Annotated in this window: 11 protein-coding genes; 3 read left to right on the top strand and 8 right to left on the bottom strand. The window is 61.3% G+C overall.

Annotation, left to right across the window (positions count from 1 at the left end; genetic code table 11):
- Positions 1–21 precede the first annotated feature (21 nt).
- Positions 22–1,476, bottom strand: a complete 1,455-nt coding sequence (phnY, locus tag CFB39_RS23195) for a phosphonoacetaldehyde dehydrogenase (RefSeq protein ID WP_089474589.1) — start codon at positions 1,474–1,476, stop codon at positions 22–24.
- A 44-nt stretch (positions 1,477–1,520) separates the two neighbouring features.
- Positions 1,521–1,862: a GNAT family N-acetyltransferase gene (locus CFB39_RS23190; RefSeq protein WP_089474588.1), complete on the bottom strand. Its 342-nt coding sequence runs from the start codon at positions 1,860–1,862 to the stop codon at positions 1,521–1,523.
- A gap of 271 nt (positions 1,863–2,133) precedes the next feature.
- Here CFB39_RS23190 and CFB39_RS23185 point away from each other — a divergent pair, with 271 nt between their 5' ends.
- The 3 genes from CFB39_RS23185 to CFB39_RS23175 all read left to right on the top strand — a co-directional run bounded on the left by CFB39_RS23185 (position 2,134) and on the right by CFB39_RS23175 (position 7,636).
- On the top strand, positions 2,134–3,660 hold the full coding sequence (locus tag CFB39_RS23185; protein ID WP_089474587.1) for a PLP-dependent aminotransferase family protein: 1,527 nt from the start codon (positions 2,134–2,136) through the stop codon (positions 3,658–3,660).
- Between the two features lie 480 nt (positions 3,661–4,140).
- Positions 4,141–7,026: a GH92 family glycosyl hydrolase gene (locus CFB39_RS23180; protein WP_089474586.1), complete on the top strand. Its 2,886-nt coding sequence runs from the start codon at positions 4,141–4,143 to the stop codon at positions 7,024–7,026.
- Positions 7,027–7,264: 238 nt separating this feature from the next.
- Positions 7,265–7,636: a hypothetical protein gene (locus tag CFB39_RS23175; protein WP_373452741.1), complete on the top strand. Its 372-nt coding sequence runs from the start codon at positions 7,265–7,267 to the stop codon at positions 7,634–7,636.
- Positions 7,637–8,042: 406 nt separating this feature from the next.
- On the opposite strand, the gene CFB39_RS39615 is transcribed toward CFB39_RS23175, so the two are convergent.
- The 6 genes from CFB39_RS39615 to CFB39_RS23165 all read right to left on the bottom strand — a co-directional run bounded on the left by CFB39_RS39615 (position 8,043) and on the right by CFB39_RS23165 (position 16,259).
- Positions 8,043–8,624: a hypothetical protein gene (locus CFB39_RS39615; RefSeq protein ID WP_144030306.1), complete on the bottom strand. Its 582-nt coding sequence runs from the start codon at positions 8,622–8,624 to the stop codon at positions 8,043–8,045.
- 250 nt (positions 8,625–8,874) lie between these two features.
- Complete coding sequence (locus tag CFB39_RS39610) at positions 8,875–9,210, bottom strand: hypothetical protein (protein WP_144030305.1); 336 nt, start codon at positions 9,208–9,210, stop codon at positions 8,875–8,877.
- Between the two features lie 338 nt (positions 9,211–9,548).
- Positions 9,549–9,884, bottom strand: a complete 336-nt coding sequence (locus CFB39_RS39605) for a hypothetical protein (RefSeq protein WP_144030304.1) — start codon at positions 9,882–9,884, stop codon at positions 9,549–9,551.
- Positions 9,884–10,927, bottom strand: coding sequence for an RHS repeat-associated core domain-containing protein (locus tag CFB39_RS41180; RefSeq protein ID WP_089474585.1), 1,044 nt, complete (start codon positions 10,925–10,927; stop codon positions 9,884–9,886). The genes CFB39_RS39605 and CFB39_RS41180 overlap by 1 nt, the downstream gene beginning before the upstream one ends.
- A 110-nt stretch (positions 10,928–11,037) precedes the next feature.
- A complete protein-coding gene (locus CFB39_RS39600) occupies positions 11,038–11,433 on the bottom strand; it encodes a hypothetical protein (RefSeq protein WP_124579299.1) in 396 nt (131 codons plus the stop codon).
- The gene (locus tag CFB39_RS23165) at positions 11,430–16,259 is read right to left on the bottom strand and encodes an RHS repeat-associated core domain-containing protein (RefSeq protein WP_089474584.1); all 4,830 of its coding nucleotides are present in this window, start codon (positions 16,257–16,259) and stop codon (positions 11,430–11,432) included. The genes CFB39_RS39600 and CFB39_RS23165 overlap by 4 nt, the downstream gene beginning before the upstream one ends.
- Between the last annotated feature and the right edge of the window lie 22 nt (positions 16,260–16,281).

The raw sequence follows: 16,281 nt of genomic DNA, 5'->3' as shown, positions 1-16,281 counted from the left end.
ATGCGCCCTTCCACGCCGCGCTCACCACGGCAGCGAATACGTCTTCACGTTCGTGAAGCTCTTCATCGCTTCCTGCACGCCCTCCTTGTAGCCCAGCCCCGAATCCTTCACGCCGCCGAACGGCGTCACTTCGAGCCGATAGCCCGGCACTTCACGCACGTTCACGCTGCCGACTTCCAGCTCGGTGATGAAGCGCGTGATGTGGTCGAAGCGGTTCGTGCAGACCGACGACGACAGCGCATAGTCGGTGCTGTTCGATATCCGGATCGCTTCGTCGATGTCGCGGAAACGCATGATCGGCGACACGGGGCCGAAGGTTTCGTACTTCACGAGCGGCATGTCGGGCGTCACGCGATCAATCACCGTCGGCGAATACAGCGCACCGCTGCGCACGTTGCCGACCAGCAGCCGCGCCCCGCGTGCGATTGCGTCATTCACCTGCTGCTCGCAGAACTTCGCGGCGGCCTCGTCGATCACCGAGCCCATGTCGACTGACGGATCGGACGGATTGCCGTACGACCACGCACGCGTTTTCTCGACCACGAGTTCCGTGAAGCGATCGGCCACCGACTCGTGCACGAGCATCCGCTTGATCGCGGTGCAGCGCTGCCCCGAGTTTTTATACGAACCCGATACCGCAAGCGTGCTCGCTTCGTCGAGATCGGCATCTTCCATCACGATGATCGGATCATTGCCGCCGAGTTCGAGCACCGCGCGCCGGTAGCCCATCCGCGACGCAATCGACTTGCCGATCGATACGCCGCCCGTGAACGTGATGAGATCGATCGCCGGGTTCGCGATCAGCTCGTCGGCGATCTCCTTCGGGTCGCCGGTGAGCACTTGCAGCATCTGCGGCGGCAGGCCCGCTTCGTACAGGATGTCCGCGAACAGGTAGCACGACAGCGGCACCTTCTCCGACGGCTTCACGACGATCCGGTTGTTGGTGGCCACCGACGGCACGATCTTGTGCGCGACCTGATTCATCGGGTGATTGAACGGCGTGATCGCCGAGATCACGCCGAGCAGCGGATCGCGCTGCGTGTACACGCGGCGCTTCTTGCCGTGCGGAGTCAGGTCGCACGAGAAGATCTGCCCGTCGTCCTTCAGCACTTCTGCGGCGCCGAACGTCAGCACGTCGGCCACGCGGCCGGCTTCGTATGTGGAATCCTTGATGCACAGGCCAGACTCGGCCGTGATCAACGCTGCAATCTCGACCGTGCGCGAACGCACGATGTCGGCCGCACGGCGCAGGATCGCCGCGCGATCGTGGCGCGTGAGCGTCGGCCGGTAAGCGCGTGCGACCGCGAAGGCACGCCGCACATCGTCCAGCGTCGCCTTCGGCACGGTGCCGACCAGCGCGCCGTCGTACGGGTTGCGCACGTCGATGACCGCGTCGCGCCACACGCGCTGCCCGTCGATGCGCAGCGCTTCGTGCCGCACGTCGGATGCGGGAATCGGCTTCAGGACCGTGCTCATGTCGTCTCCGTCTTGGTGCAGCGTGATTGGGGTCACGCTGTCGGTTACCGTACCACCACCAGCCCTTCGTATTCGAGGCAGCGGCACAGCGTCGCCCAGGCCGGCGTATCGGGCCATTCACGCGCGCGGGCATCGATGCGGATCGGCCGCCCGAATTCGCGCGACGCGTACGCCAGCAGCGTGTGCGCGATGCCGCTGCGCCGATACGCGGGTTCGACGTACAGCCGCGTGAGCGACGGCGATCGCACGGCACCGCCCCTGCCGTCGTCGATGCCGAGTTCGCCGATCGCCTCGTCGTCGCGATACGCGACCGCCGTCGCACGTGCGTCGTCGAACACGATGCGGATCACGCGCTCGCAGCGATCCCTGAACACGACGACGTGCATGGCGCGCCTCTCCCTGGCATCACGTTGCAGGCGAACGCGATGCGCGCACGCCTCCCTGCGCCCGCGAACCGGGGACTAATCCGGATCGTCCAGCGGCGACGGTTTGAGTATCGTCTTGCCACGTCGGCGCGCAGTAGTGCCAGACGACACCTTTCATTGAGTCCACATCCGTGGCGCGGCGCGCGTATTCTCGCGACATCGCGCCCCTCGCGGGCCGCACGCACGCCACGCGCACCGCCTCGCGTTTCCCGTACCGATCACAGGAGGAAGCATGCCGAGTCGTACCCCGACCGCCTTATGGGCCCAGCAGTTCCGGCGGTCGTCGGCGTCGAGCCTGCAGGACCAGATCCGGCGGATGCTCGTGGCCGCGATCCTCGACGGCCAGCTCGCGCCCGATGCCGCGCTGCCGTCGAGCCGCGAGCTCGCCGACCAGCTCGGCGTCGCGCGCAACACCGTCGTGCTCGCGTACCAGATGCTCGTCGAAGAGGGCTACCTGATCTCGCGCGAACGCAGCGGGCACTTCGTGAACCCGAAGATGCTCGAGGGCGTGCCCGGCTTCGCGACCGCCAAGCCCGCCGTGCAGCCCGGCGGCGACGACGACACGCCGGGCCGCCCCGCTTGGGACAAGCGCATCGCGCATCCGCCGTCGAGGCAGCGCAACATCGTGAAGCCCGCGAACTGGCAGCATTACGAATATCCGTTCATCTACGGGCAATTCGACCAGTCGCTGTTTCCGACCAACGACTGGCGCGAATGCTGCCTGAAGGCGCTGTCGGTGATGGAGATCCGCAACTGGGCGCCCGACCTGATCGAACGCGACGACGAATCGCTGATCCAGCAGATCCGCACGCGCGTGCTGCCGCGGCGCGGCGTGTTCGCGATGCCCGACGAGATCGTCGTCACGAACGGCTGCCAGCAGGCGCTGTACCTGATCGCGGACCTGCTGTGCGGCAAGCACTCGACGGTCGGCTTCGAGAACCCCGGCTATCCGGACGCGCGCAACATCTTCGAGAACCGCAACGCGCGGCTGCTGCCGCTGCCCGTCGACGGCCACGGGATCGCACCCGGCGCGCTCGGCGCGACGCTCTCGCGCTGCGACTACGTGTACGTGACGCCGAGCCACCAGTGCCCGACCACCGCGACGATGCCGGTCGAACGCCGCCGCGCGCTGCTCGATTGCGCGCAGCAGCATGACTTCGTGATCATCGAGGACGACTACGAGAGCGAGAACACGTTCTCCGGCACGCCGCATCCGGCATTGAAGAGCCTCGACACGGCCGACCGCGTGATCTACGTCGGCAGCCTGTCGAAGACATTCGCGCCGGGGCTGCGGCTCGGCTACGTGGTCGGGCCGCGCGAGCTGATCCGCGAACTGCGCGCGCTGCGGCGGCTGATGGTGCGCCACCCGGTTGCGTATATCCAGCGCGCGTTCGCGACCTTTCTCGCGCTCGGTCATCACGACGCGTTGCTGCGCCGGCTCGCGCATGCGTACAGCGAGCGCTCGCAGGCACTGATGGCGGCGCTCGATGCGCACTTGCCGGAAGCGCGCTACGTGCCGGTGACGGGCGGCGCGTCGTGCTGGGTCGAGGGCCCGCCGTGGCTGGATGCGACGCGCCTCGCCGCCGATGCACAGGAAGCCCGCATCCTGATCGAGCCGGGCAGCGTGTTCTTCATGAACGATGAAGGCGACGGGCGGCGCTGCTTCCGGATGGGGTTCTCCGCGATCCCGCTCGAACGGATCGAGCCGGGTGTGCGGGCGCTCGCGCAATGCGTGCGTTCGCAACGACCGGGGGCCTGACCGGCGGCGAAAAGGCGACGTGCGCCGGCGCGGCGTAGTCATCTGGAAGCAAGCATGTTTTGCGCGCTTCAGCTGGAAAAGCCGTTTCGACGATCGGCCGTGTTCACCCTGCGGGGGGACTCGCGGCCGCACCCTTGCGGATCATCTTTCCGGGTATCGGTGAACCGCAGGTGTGAACGCAAGATGTATCGATTCGACCGGCGTGTGATTTTCCTCGGCGCCATCGGACACCACGTGCGTCAGCCGCACTCACATGCCGCTGCCGCGCGACTTCAACACACCATCGCCGGGATTCATCTCGTTTCGATTCGTTTAGTAAATCCAATAAAAACATTACAACTCTCCAAATCCGATTGACAACGGATTCGTCCAAATCCTAGTGTTACGACGCTGAAAGACGGCAACAAGCGACGACGCAGCAACGGTTCGATCGATTGGATTGCCAACGAAAAAAATGCGTGGACAACCGGAGGGGCGATCATGATTCGATTCACGACGCTCGCGGCAATCCTGGCCGCGGCGTGCGCATTGAGCGGGTGCGGAGGCGGTGACGGCAGCGACGGAACCGCAGCGTCGGTATTGGCGGCACGCCCGTCGGACGCTGCGGCCGATACGACCAATCTCGATGACAACCGCAACCTGTCGTTGACACAGTACGTCGATCCGCTGATCGGCACGCTCGCGAGCAATTCGCCGAACCCGGTGCCGGCGGGACAGGCCGGCAGCGTCGAACCGGCCGCCGGCCTGCCGTCGGGCATGGTGCAGTGGGCGCCCGACACCAACACCACGCCGGCGCCGAGCAACAGCCAGGAGCCGAACTCGCCCGCCGGCTACTACTACGACATCCACTCGATACAGGGCTTCAGCCTGACGCACATGCCGGGCGCCGGCTGCAGCGGCAACAATGGCGAATTTCCTGTCATGCCGACCACCGACCCGACGCAGCTCTCGCCAACCTTCAGTCATGCGAATGAAACGGCCAGGCCCGGCTACTATTCCGTGCTGCTCGACTCGCAGATCAAGGTGGAGCTGACCGCTACGCTGCGCACCGGCTTCGGCCAGTTCGCGTACCCGGCCGGCAAACCCGCGCTGCTGGTGCTCGATGCGACCCGCACCAACACCAAGACCTCGACCACCGGCGCCATCACGCAGGTTTCCGACAGCGCCATCTCCGGCAGCACGATCGGCGGCGGTTTCTGCGGGAACTCGGTGCCGGTTCCCGTCTACTTCTACGCCGCCTTCGACCAGGCTTTTACGTCGGCGTCGATTACGCACGGCGTGGCCCAACTGGGTTTCCGCCCGGGCCAGACGGTCAGGATGAAGATCGGCCTGTCCTACGTCAGCGTCGCCAACGCGAAAGCCAACCTCGACGCGGAAAATCGCGGCTGGGACTTCGCGGGTGTCCGCACACAGGCCGACCGTATCTGGAACGACCGCCTCAACAGCATCCGCGTGGCAGGCGGCACGCTCGACTCGAAGAAGAAGTTCTACACGGCGCTGTATCACGCGCTGTGGGCACCGAGCATCTTCAGTGACGTGAACGGCCAGTACATCGGCTTCGACAATACCGTGCATCAGGTCGCCAAGGGCCAGCGCGCCCAGTATTCGTCGTTCTCGGGCTGGGACATCTACCGCTCGCTGATCCAGCTGAAGTCGATCCTCAACCCGTCCGAAACCAGCGACATGATCCAGTCGCTGATCAACGACGCGGACCAGTGCGGCGCGATTCCGCACTGGGTCAACGACAACGTCGAGGACGGCGTGATGCCGGGTGACGCCGGTTCGCTGATCGTCTCGAACGCGTATGCGTTCGGCGCGCGGCGCTTCGATACGCGGTCCGCGCTGCAGCACATGGTGAAGATGGCGAACATCCCCGGCACGGCCTGCAACAACGTGACCACCAACGGCGGCCGCGCGAGCTACCTGCAGACCGGCTACATCACCAACGGCGAGTGGGGACAGGCTTCGTCCACGCTCGAATATACGAGCAGCGATTTCGCGATCTCGCGCTTCGCCGGAGCACTCGGCGATACCGCCACGCAGCGCATGCTGCTGAGCCGCTCGGCTTACTGGCAGAACCTGCTCAACACCACGCTGACGCCGCCGCTGATCGCGGCGCGCCAGTCGAACGGCGCGTGGATACCCGAGACGCCGAGCAGTGGCGACAACTACGTGGAAGGCAATGCCGAGCAGTACACGTGGATGGTGCCGTACAACGGCGCCGGCCTGTTCGCACAGCTGGGCGGCAATGCGGCGGTGACGTCGCGGCTCGACCAGTTCTTCACGGTGCTCAATGCGGGCCTGAGCCTGCCCAACTTCTACATGGGCAACGAGCCGACCTTCGAGGTGCCCTGGCTCTACAACTGGGCCGGGCAGCCGTCGGGCACGCAGCGCGTGGTGCAGCAGATCCTCGCCAGCGCGTTCGGCACCGGCCCCGACGGCTTGCCGGGCAACGACGACCTCGGCGCCGTGTCGGGCTGGTATGTGTGGGGTGCGCTGGGCCTGTATCCGCAGATCCCCGGCGTCGCGGGCCTGGCGATCGGCAGCCCGCAGTTCCCGCAGATCGATGTGCGGCTCGGCAACGGCCGCACTTGGCGGATTCGTGCGGAAGGCGCGCCCGCGTCCAGCTATGTGCAGTCGCTGTCGATCAACGGTCGCGCGCACGATGTGCCGTGGGTCGCCTACGACGACATCGCGAACGGCGCGACGCTGCACTTCGCGATGGGCAGCGCGCCGTCGCAATGGGGCAGCCGGAAGCAGCCGCCGTCGTTCGGCGTGCCGGTGGCGATCAACGCGGTCGACAGCTACAACAATCGAGGCTTCAGCGCGGACGGCGCGACCAATGCCGACGGCCAGGGCGCGGACTTCGACGGCAGCCTGTTCAGCTACTCGCTGAATGCGCTGGCAGCGGCGGGCGTGCAGCCCGGCAAGCCGTTCGCGGTGGCCGGCGCCAGCGTCGCGGTGGCGGGCGGCCCGCTCTCGCTCGACAACACCGTGACCGTCGGCCAGACCGTGATGCTGCCGCCGGGATCGGCCGGCACCGGCGTGGTGGTGCTCGGCTCGGCCAACAATGGCCCGAGCAGCGGCACGGCGCAGCTGAATTTTGCGGATGGATCGAGTCAGGCCGTTACGCTGGCTTTCGACGACTGGACACTGAACGGCGGCAGCGCGCACGCCAGCGCGACGGTCGCCGTCACGATGGCGTACCGCAATTCGGGCAGCGGCCAGCAGGACAACGTCAAGACCTATATCTTCGCGCAGAAGATTCCGGTGCCGCCCGGCAAGGTGGTGACGAGCATCGTGCTGCCGCGCCAGGTGAGCGCCGGCAAGATGCATGTGTTCGGGATCGGGATGGCGGCGTCTTGATGTGCGTGTGACCGGGGGGATGCATCGGGCTCTCCGATGTATCCCCGCGCCGGCCGGCACCGCTGGCGCGTGGTCCCCGAAGCGAGAGGACCTTCTTCGGCACTGAAGAGCCTCGATACGGGCAGCCGCGTGATCTACGTCGGCAGCCTGTCGAAGACGTTCGCGCCGGGACTGCGGCTCGGCTACGTGGTCGAGCCCGCTCGAGCCGATCCGCGAACTGCGTGCGCTGCAGCGGCTGATGGGGCGCCACCCGGTTTTGTACATCAAGCGAGCGTTCGCGACCTTTCTCGCGCTCTGCCATCACGACATGTTGCTGCGCCGGCCCGTGCGTACGTACGGCGAGCGCTTGCAGGTGTGGAGAGCCGCGCTCGACGCACATCTTCCGGAAGTGCGACACGCGCCGGTGACGGGCAGCGCTTCGTGCCTGGTCGAAAGCCCGCCTTGGCTCGACGCGACGCACCTCGCGGCCGATGCGCAGGAAGCCGGCATCCTGATCGAGCGGCGCTGCGTGTTCTTCATGAACGACGACAGCAATGCGTGTCGATGTTTCTGGATAGGGTTTTCCGCGATTCCGCTGAGCGGATTGAGCCGGGCGTGCGGGCCGCCTTAGGCTCGAAATCAGCGATGCCCCCTCAGCGCACTGCCATTCTCAACGGTGCTCCCGAGTGCGTATTCTTTGGAGCACGACAGACCCCGCCTTGGCTTTCGACAAGGCGGGGTCTGTCCGAAATCGTCTTCTTCACGGGCGTCTACGGAAACTCACCTGTAGCCATCGATGTACTCTATGGCAAAACCAGGGGCGTTGCGGCATAAATCTCCATCGCCCCTCGAAACGTGAGAAATTATTTAATTATAAATCAAGAAAATCAATCCAAATCACCCAACCTAGCATACATTGACAGAGGCCAACTTCATAACTCAAAAGACCAGTTTTTCGGCAGGATTTTTTAAGGCCAACAATCGCCTTAAATCATCTTAATTTCCCATAAGCACCCACACCATACAAGATCGACCGCTTAACGACCTATTGCCTTTGCATTATCTCGGTCATAGTTACTGAGAAATTCACAGGCAAGTATCGTCTTTCCAGGAAACGCCTTGCTTTCACGAGCGGCAATCATTATCGTTCCGGGAACCCCATAGATGAAGACCTGACTTTTGCCATCAACAGCAATCGAACGAGCATAGCCCTTTGTATATTGGTTATACGTCGCGTATCGATTATTTTCCTTATACCCCATCAAAATACCAGCATCTTCCTTGACAAGTTGATATTTCGCAGCAAGTGCATCAGCTCTCTCCCCATCGATCAAAACGCCGATCGAAGTACCCGCCACGAAGAGTTGCCTCGCAGTGAAGCCGTCATGCTCGCTGGCATTGGGCAGTGGGTAGATCGCCGCACCCGAATACATTTCAGCCTTGGCAGATTTTTCTACCTCCCTATACAACGCGTCTGCAACGGCGACTGAATAGGCTGGCTTACACAGTGCAGCGCTCAAGGCCTTGGCGCCAAGGTCAGCAGAGTGAACCACGACGGGCAGATTGGCAAGCGAAATAATGCCAATGATCGATATATGGTGAAGCGACAGTTTTTTCACATTAGTCCGTGGTAGATTAAAGCAGACTTAATAATTTCCCATATTCCACATGGAGTTCAATCCTTGATAAATACGGTGGGAGCTTTGGTTACCTCCGATTTTTTTCAGGTCGCCGTGTCTTCTGCCCCCTTCCCACCATGCGCGACTTTTTAATCAAGGATCCTCTCGTGTTACCAGCAGCACATCTGACGCTTGGCGCCTACCACTTCCGAAACCATTCGCGCGCTCTCGCCCTCCAGATTTCATTATATTAATGCATATAAACCGACTTTATTAAATTTTGCTCAATAACATCAGATATGTATTTCACCCCACACCCGTTTCCGTACATTCCTTGATTGGAAATTTCAAAGGGCACACCCTCAACCTCATGCACCAAGACCGGAATAAACGAAACGGACATGAGAGTTTCCCCATCGTTAAATCCAATTTCAATTTCATAATTCCCCAGAGGCCATTCACCTTTCGAGAATTTCAAAAATTCAGATGCCGCTAAATAAATGACCTCAAAACACCTCCCCGAAAAAGAGAAATCCCCCGGATACTTATTAACCAGATTTTCAATCTTGTCATCTCTATGGTTCACGCTCGCCTCCGGTCACTCTGTGTAAACCTTAATCTTCCCGCTCGGCGTACCAAGATACGAACGATGGCACTTTTCGACTCGGATACCTCGGCATGCCACGCGCAGCATCGGGCTCGAAGTGCTGCGTCTGCGCGTCGTCCAGCAGGTTGCTCGCCGGATCGAATGCGAACGTCTCTTCACCGAACATGCCGGTGGCCACCACGAGCCGCCCCCGGATCGGGGCGATAGGTTCGCATGCCGTTCTGCGTGTCCTCGATCCGCTCCAGCCAACCCGCGCGATCGTAGGTGTAGCTGCGCTGCACGAGCCGCTTTCCGCCCGGCGTTTCACTGCGGGTCTCCTACAGACGATCCGAAATCAACCTCACCAAATCATTAAAAATTCTGCCGAGGTTTTCCTTTAATTGCTCAGCATTACCACTGAATTTAAAAATATCTCCAACAACAACTCTCCCATCCTGACGTGTTAAGTCGGCAGTCAGCTCGTACAGTCCTTCCGCACCATTTAGATCAAGTGTTAGATCGATCTCGCTTGGATAGAAACTCACGTACGCCGTACCACCTAGCACGTTTTGATAAAAGCCAGAGCTCGATGATTCGAGCATTACTTTCTCACCAACTTCGACCTCCACTGCCTCAACGTACCTCACCAAATAATCACAAATATCGCTTGCCATCACTTTTTCCCCTTGCCAGTGACCGATCCCAATATACCTTCTGTCAGAGGGTGTGTTGATCCACTCCCTCTGGATTTAGCCCAATCAGTCAACTTGGAATCAGCAGAATCGTTTATGGGTCTAATTGTTACGTGACCGTTTGGCTTGTCATGCGTCGCTTGTAAGCCACACCAGCAAAGCTTTTTCACGTCTAACACAACGTATTTCCCGCTATCCAGTCCGGCCTCTGACGTCGCCGCCGATAGACCAGGCTCTTTCCCGTCGATACGAGTCGTGTCTTTCCCCAGTCTTGGTGTCAGACTATCAGGTGTTCCAGACGCATTTCTGAAAACGGTTCCGCTCGTTAGAACTTTCGGCTCAAAGCCAGAGAGCCCAAGCGGATCGATCCAGCTTATCGGATTCGGCGCGTACTGGAAGCCGTTCAATCCTCCCGCGAGCCCAATTGGATCTTTAGATATGAATCTTCCGCTTTGGGGATCGTAGTACCGATGCCGGTTATAGTGCAGCCCCGTCTCATGATCGAAGTACTGCCCCTGGAAGCGGATCGGGTTCCGAACACCCGCCTTGCGAGCCGCCTCGCTGATCACCTCCTTCGCTTCACCCCGCGCTCGGTAACGCGCACTCCACGCAATCTCACCCTGCTCGTCCGTCACTTCCGGCGGCGTGCCGATCTGATCACACTGGTAATAGTCAATCCGCGCAAACGGCACCGGCCTGTTCGTGCAGCTCCACAGCGGGTCCCGGTCGATGTCGTAATGTTCATCATAGTCCGGGCATTCGTGTAGCGGAATCCATCCCGCATGCGTCGCCTGCACCATCGGCACGAAGCTGTTCGGCTCGTACACATAGTGCGTCGTGCGGCCATTGCCACCATGCTCGCCCTTGCCGCTCTCCCACGCCAGCGTATCGCCGTCCCAGCCATATAGCGTGCACTCGCCGTTCACTTCTTTCGCAATACGTCGGTCCGGCGCGTCGTAGTAGTACCGCGACTCACTGCTGCGCGCAGCCTCCTCCACGCTCGTCGCTGTCAGCCGATTGAACAAACTCCAACCGTAAGGTTACTCGCCTGCCTGCGATCTGCGGGGAGCACGGTCGCCAGTCGCGTTGTGCTAACAATGCGGCTACGACGAAGAAAGTGAATCGCCATCCGACATTATTTTTTTGTATCAATACCATCCGGCCCAACAAAATTACTCACCTCGATATCCACAACATCAAAATCAAAACTCGGCTCCCTACCAAACAACGCGACAAACAGATTGCGCACAAATTGTTCCTTATCTTTCACTTCATCCAAAGGAATCTCTTGCGGAAGCAATCCCCTCCAATTGGCATCACACGAATGCGAAGCCAGGACATACTCCAAAACATCTGAAACCATAGACTGAGAAACTGGTCCGAATCTATCAAACCTCGACTTCATTTCCCCAAACAACCGATCCAAATCATTTTTTTTATTAATATAAAAATCATCCAACTCATCATCTCTCATTGAATCGAGATAATAATATAATGGCCTGATATAGTTGAAATTGATAATTTTTTTCATGGTGATGGCAACTTTGGGAATGCTGTAATGATATTTCCATCCCGGCGAACAATGGTAACCTCTGACGCACTCAATACTGTGCCACCCCCTTTTCGATAGCCTTCGCCTACAGTTCTGCCCATATCGAAAGTTACTGAATTTTCCCCGTTGGCGTTCATCTTCGCCGCACCGCGCTGAATCGCATCCAACTGATCAACATTACTCATAAAGCGCGTCGAGTCGGTCGGACGAGGGCGCTTAGGGCACGGGCAATCGGGCGGAATTCCCGTCACGGCACGATGCTCCTGCTGAGCAAGTGTTGTCCCTGCTCCATGACGAGCATAGGCGTGCCCTCCGCCCTTTGCGTCGATATTCTGCAAAATATTACCTGCGCGACGATTCGCACGATTTCCGGCTAAGCCTAAAGGATCGATCCATTCGGTACCGTTCGGTGCATATTGGTACGCATTCAGCCCACCTTGTAGGCCGATCGGATCCTTTGATATGAACCGCCCTGAACTCGGATCATAGTACCGATGCCGGTTATAGTGCAGCCCCGTCTCATGATCGAAGTACTGCCCCTGGAAGCGGATCGGGTTCCGAACACCCGCCTTGCGCGCCGCTTCGCTGATCGCCTCCTTCGCTTCACCCCACGCTCGGTAACGCGCGCTCCACGCAATCTCACCCTGCTCGTCCGTCACTTCCTGCGGCGTGCCGATCTGGTCACACTGGTAATAGCCGATCCGCCCAAACGCCACCGGCCTGTTCGTGCGACTCCACAGCGGGTCCCGGTCGATGTCGTAATGTTCATCATAGTCCGGGCGTTCGTGCAGCGGAATCCATCCCGCATGCGTCGCCTGCACCATCGGCACAAAGCTGTTCGGCTCGTACACATAGTGCGTCGTGCGGCCATTGCCACCATGCTCGCCCTTGCCGCTCTCCCACGCCAGCGTATCGCCGTCCCAGCCGTATAGCGTCAGACCGTACCCATACTCCGCATTGAGCCGTGCCGTCTCGATTGCATGGTAGTCGCTACCGTCGAACGAACTGACCCGGACCCGCGCATTCGATTCCTTCGCCATCCGTCGGCCCAGCGCGTCGTACCAGTAACGCACGCTCACCTTGACGGTATCGAACCGAACGAGCCGATCGAAGCCGTTCCACTCGAACCATGCCTGATCTCCATTTTTCCGGCGTTCGATCAGGTTGCCGTATTCGTCCCACCTATAGTGCGTGCCCGCGTACTCGCGCAGCAGGTTGTCCAGCAGCGCCGGGCGCCCCAGGATTCGACTCGAATACCCCGGTATGCCACGTGCAGGATCAGCCTCGAAGTGCCGCGTCTGCGCGTCGTCCAGCAGGTTGCTCGCCGGATCGAATGCGAAGGTCTCTTCACCCAGCATGCCGGTGGCCGCCACGAGCCGACCCACCGGATCGTAGCGATAGATCCGCATGCCGTTCTGCGTGTCCTCGATCCGTTCCAGCTGACCCGCGCGATCGTAGGTGTAGCTGCGCTGCATGAGCCGCTTTCCGCCCGGCGTTTCGCTCCGCGTCACCTTCAGCTTCTGGCGTAGCAGCCTTCCCGCCGCATCGTATTCTTGCGTCTGGGTCAGGCCATTGCCCTGCACCCGCTCGATCTCGCGCTGCAACGCGTCCCGTTCGATCTGCACCAGTTCCGTGTCATCGAGCAGCACGCCGTGCACATGGCCGCTGCCGTAGGTCAGAACCGCCACCCGGTGGCCGTCCGGGCGGATCGTCGCCACGCGCTCGTTCAGCACGTCGTATTCGTGGCGCCACACCGCGACACTCGCTTTCTTCAGGAAGCGGAAGTGCTGGTGTTCACGCGTGACATTGCCGCCCTCGTCGTGGAACCACTGCAGGCGGCTCGCGTCATTCTCCGCAAGGACCATCTGGCCGTTGCCGTTGTACGCGAATCGCTCTCGCTCGCCGTATTTCCACTGACGGGCGTCCGCGTCCCATTGCCCGGTCTGGCGCGACGTCAGCCGGCCAACCGCATCGAAGCCAACCACCGTGACCCGATGTCCCTTCTCCCCGCTCAGCACGTCTTGAAGCACACCCGAGGCCGGATCGTACCGGTAGCGGGTCGTCTTGCCATCGAAACCCGTTTCGGCCAGCAACCGGCCCACCGGATCGTACGCAAACGACGTCTCGCGACCGTTCTCATTCGTCAACGCTTCCAGGCGACCCAGCTTGTCCCATCGATAACCCAGCGACTCGCCATTGGCCCCCGTGCGCGTGGCGATCAGGCCCGCGCGCGTATAGCGCCATTCGGTTCGTCGCAGCAGCCCGTCGACGTGAGCCAGCAGGCGCCCTTCCGCATCCCGCTCGAATTGCTCGACCACGCCATCGGGACGAACCACTTCGGCCAGTTGCCCTTCGGCATAGCGATACTGCGTCACGCTCCCTGCTGCATCGGTGAATCGCTCCAGTTGCCCGCGTCCGTTGTACTGCCATCGGCTCGTCTTGCCCGAGCAATCGGTATATGACGTCAACTGGCCGGTCGGGCTGTAGGCAAGCTGCTTCTTTCCGCCCTTCGCATCGACGATTTCCACCGGCTGGCCGAGCGCGTTGTTGACGTATTCCGTCTTGTTGCCCAGCGGATCGATTTCCTCGATCAGTTGATCCTTGGTGTTGTAGTCGCGCAGCCACACGCCGCCTTCGCCATCGCGAATCTTGCGCACGTTGTCGCGGGCGTCGTACGCGAAATACACCGTGTAGCCGTCGGCCCGGGTATGCGACACCGGGTTGCTGCGCTCGTCGTAGGTAAAGGTCTCGACGCTGCCGTCGGGATGAATGTGACGCACGATGTTCTTCGCGTCGTCCCGGAAAAACCATTCCGAACGCCCGTCCGCATGCCGGATGCGGTACGTGTAGCCCAGAATGTCGTAGTAGTACCAGGTCTCGTGGCCGAGCGCGTCGGTGACGTAGGTCAATCGAATGTTCGGGTCCCACTCCAGCGTCGTATCGTAGCTGCCGTCGTCGGCCCATTCACGCACGGCCCTGGCCGTCGCGCTCTCACCGTCCCAGCGCAGGTTCATTCCCCGGCCAGTGCGGTCCGTGTAGCGCGTAATCAGGTGGTGCTGATACGTATAGCTTCGGCTTGCGTCGTTCTCATCGAAGGCCTCGATCAGATCGCCGGCGTCATCGAACGTATAGTGAGCGAGCTGACGCACCGGCTTGCCATTTTCGATCAGCCACACCTGCGCCACACGCCCCTGTGCGTCGGGCACCACACGAACGTGGGCATCGATCGCAACCTCATCCCCGTGATAGGACATCAGATCGGACGGCAATAGCGTATGGCCGGGCACGGTCCGCGGATGATCATAGGCAATCGCCAATCCCGCGCCGTTGCGCAGCGCGATGCCTGTCAGCCGGAAATGCGCGCCGTGACGCTCATAGGTTTCCTTCGCGTCGTAGCCGCGCGCCAGTGTGATGGCCCGATCGGACATCCGTACGAGCGTCACGTTCTCGATGGCGTCGTAGTGAAACGCGCCGACCTTCGGCAGCGGATACGCATGCGTGCGGCCGTCCGCCGCGTGATAACGCAGACTCTCCGGCAGCGCGTCGTTATGCACGATGTCGAACCGCGTCATGTAAGGCGTGATCCAGCGCGCGCCCATCGGCCCGTCGTCATAGGCGGCCAGATCCGATCGATACTGGCGGCGCCAGGTGAACGGGAACGGCCCCGGCAAGGTGAAGTCGTCGTGATCGATACGCTCGGCGCCGCGTGCGAAGCTGATACTGCCGATGGTCCCTGCACACTCCTTGCAGCCGCCATCCTGTCTGGCTCCCGCCTGCACGGGAATACCGTCGACGGCGCCCTGGCCATGGCTTTGGGAGGCCTGACCGCTCCTGTTTTCAGGGACGTTGGCGCCCTGGCCCTTGCGGGCATGCTTCTTTCGATACGCTTGAACCACCGCCAGCAGCAAGGTCAGCAGCTTGGCGATTGCACCGACGCGTGGATCGGCGAGTGTGGCCAGTGCCCTCTTGCACATCCCGGCGAGTTCTCGAATTTTCCGGTCGACGTCAGCGGCCATCTGCTCCCGCTGTTGTCTGGTGGTGGTGACGTTCACCACCTCGTTGGAGACCGTTTCAACACTCGCCTTGATCGCGTGATACAACGACCAAAGCCCCTTCTTTAGGCTGGCCTCCGGGTCGCGGACAAAAATCTCGGCGGCCTGAGTCGCCTCCTTGGCCGCCAACGCCGCATTGCCCTCTGCGTTCAACTGACCCAACGCCGCCTTCTTCATGCCCTGGGCCATGTCCAGCAGCATTTTTTCCAGCAACTCGCCCGCGTCCTTGAGCATCGCGTCCAGTCGGACCTGCGCCTCCTGCACGAACTTTTCCAGGTCCCCGACGATGGTCGCATTCAGATGCGACGCCAGCAGCCCGACCAACACGTCGTTGGCTTCGACTTTCACCGCACCCTTTGCCGCCGCTCTCAACTGGACCGCCAGTTCACGGCGCGCCTCTACCAGCATCGGCCTGAGGCTCATGCGAGCCGCTGCCAGAGTCGGCGGCACAGGAATGACGCCGATCAGGTCGATACCGATGTCCACCCAGTCCATCGCATCGGCATTCGGCTTGCCGTACAACGCCTTCACGCCCAGCGCCACGCTCACCAGGGCAATGACGTTACCGATCACCGGCAGCCCCTGCGCGACGTTACTCACCCGTTCCAGTGTGACGACGCCGCCGCTGATCTCCCGCAGCCACTGATCAAACTTGCGGGAGGCGGCAGCAATGTCTTCCGGGTGAATGGTGTTCAGCGGTGCGACAGCCAACTGCGGGGGACGGGGAGCGACAGCAGTCGAAGATCCGGTCATGGCGAGAAATCGAAAAGATTCA

This window comes from Burkholderia sp. AU6039 (genome assembly GCF_002223365.1).
Lineage (GTDB): Bacteria > Pseudomonadota > Gammaproteobacteria > Burkholderiales > Burkholderiaceae > Burkholderia.
This window is presented reverse-complemented; position numbering and strand designations above follow the sequence as displayed.

What these genes read in the sequence shown, in the direction of transcription:
- CFB39_RS23180 (WP_089474586.1), top strand. Translation starts at nt 4,141, where the DNA reads ATGATTCGATTCACGACGCTCGCGGCAATCCTGGCCGCGGCGTGCGCA.
- CFB39_RS23165 (WP_089474584.1), bottom strand. Translation starts at nt 16,259, where the DNA reads ATGACCGGATCTTCGACTGCTGTCGCTCCCCGTCCCCCGCAGTTGGCT.
- CFB39_RS23175 (WP_373452741.1), top strand. Translation starts at nt 7,265, where the DNA reads ATGGGGCGCCACCCGGTTTTGTACATCAAGCGAGCGTTCGCGACCTTT.
- CFB39_RS23190 (WP_089474588.1), bottom strand. Translation starts at nt 1,862, where the DNA reads ATGCACGTCGTCGTGTTCAGGGATCGCTGCGAGCGCGTGATCCGCATC.
- CFB39_RS23185 (WP_089474587.1), top strand. Translation starts at nt 2,134, where the DNA reads ATGCCGAGTCGTACCCCGACCGCCTTATGGGCCCAGCAGTTCCGGCGG.
- CFB39_RS39605 (WP_144030304.1), bottom strand. Translation starts at nt 9,884, where the DNA reads ATGGCAAGCGATATTTGTGATTATTTGGTGAGGTACGTTGAGGCAGTG.
- phnY (WP_089474589.1), bottom strand. Translation starts at nt 1,476, where the DNA reads ATGAGCACGGTCCTGAAGCCGATTCCCGCATCCGACGTGCGGCACGAA.
- CFB39_RS39600 (WP_124579299.1), bottom strand. Translation starts at nt 11,433, where the DNA reads ATGAAAAAAATTATCAATTTCAACTATATCAGGCCATTATATTATTAT.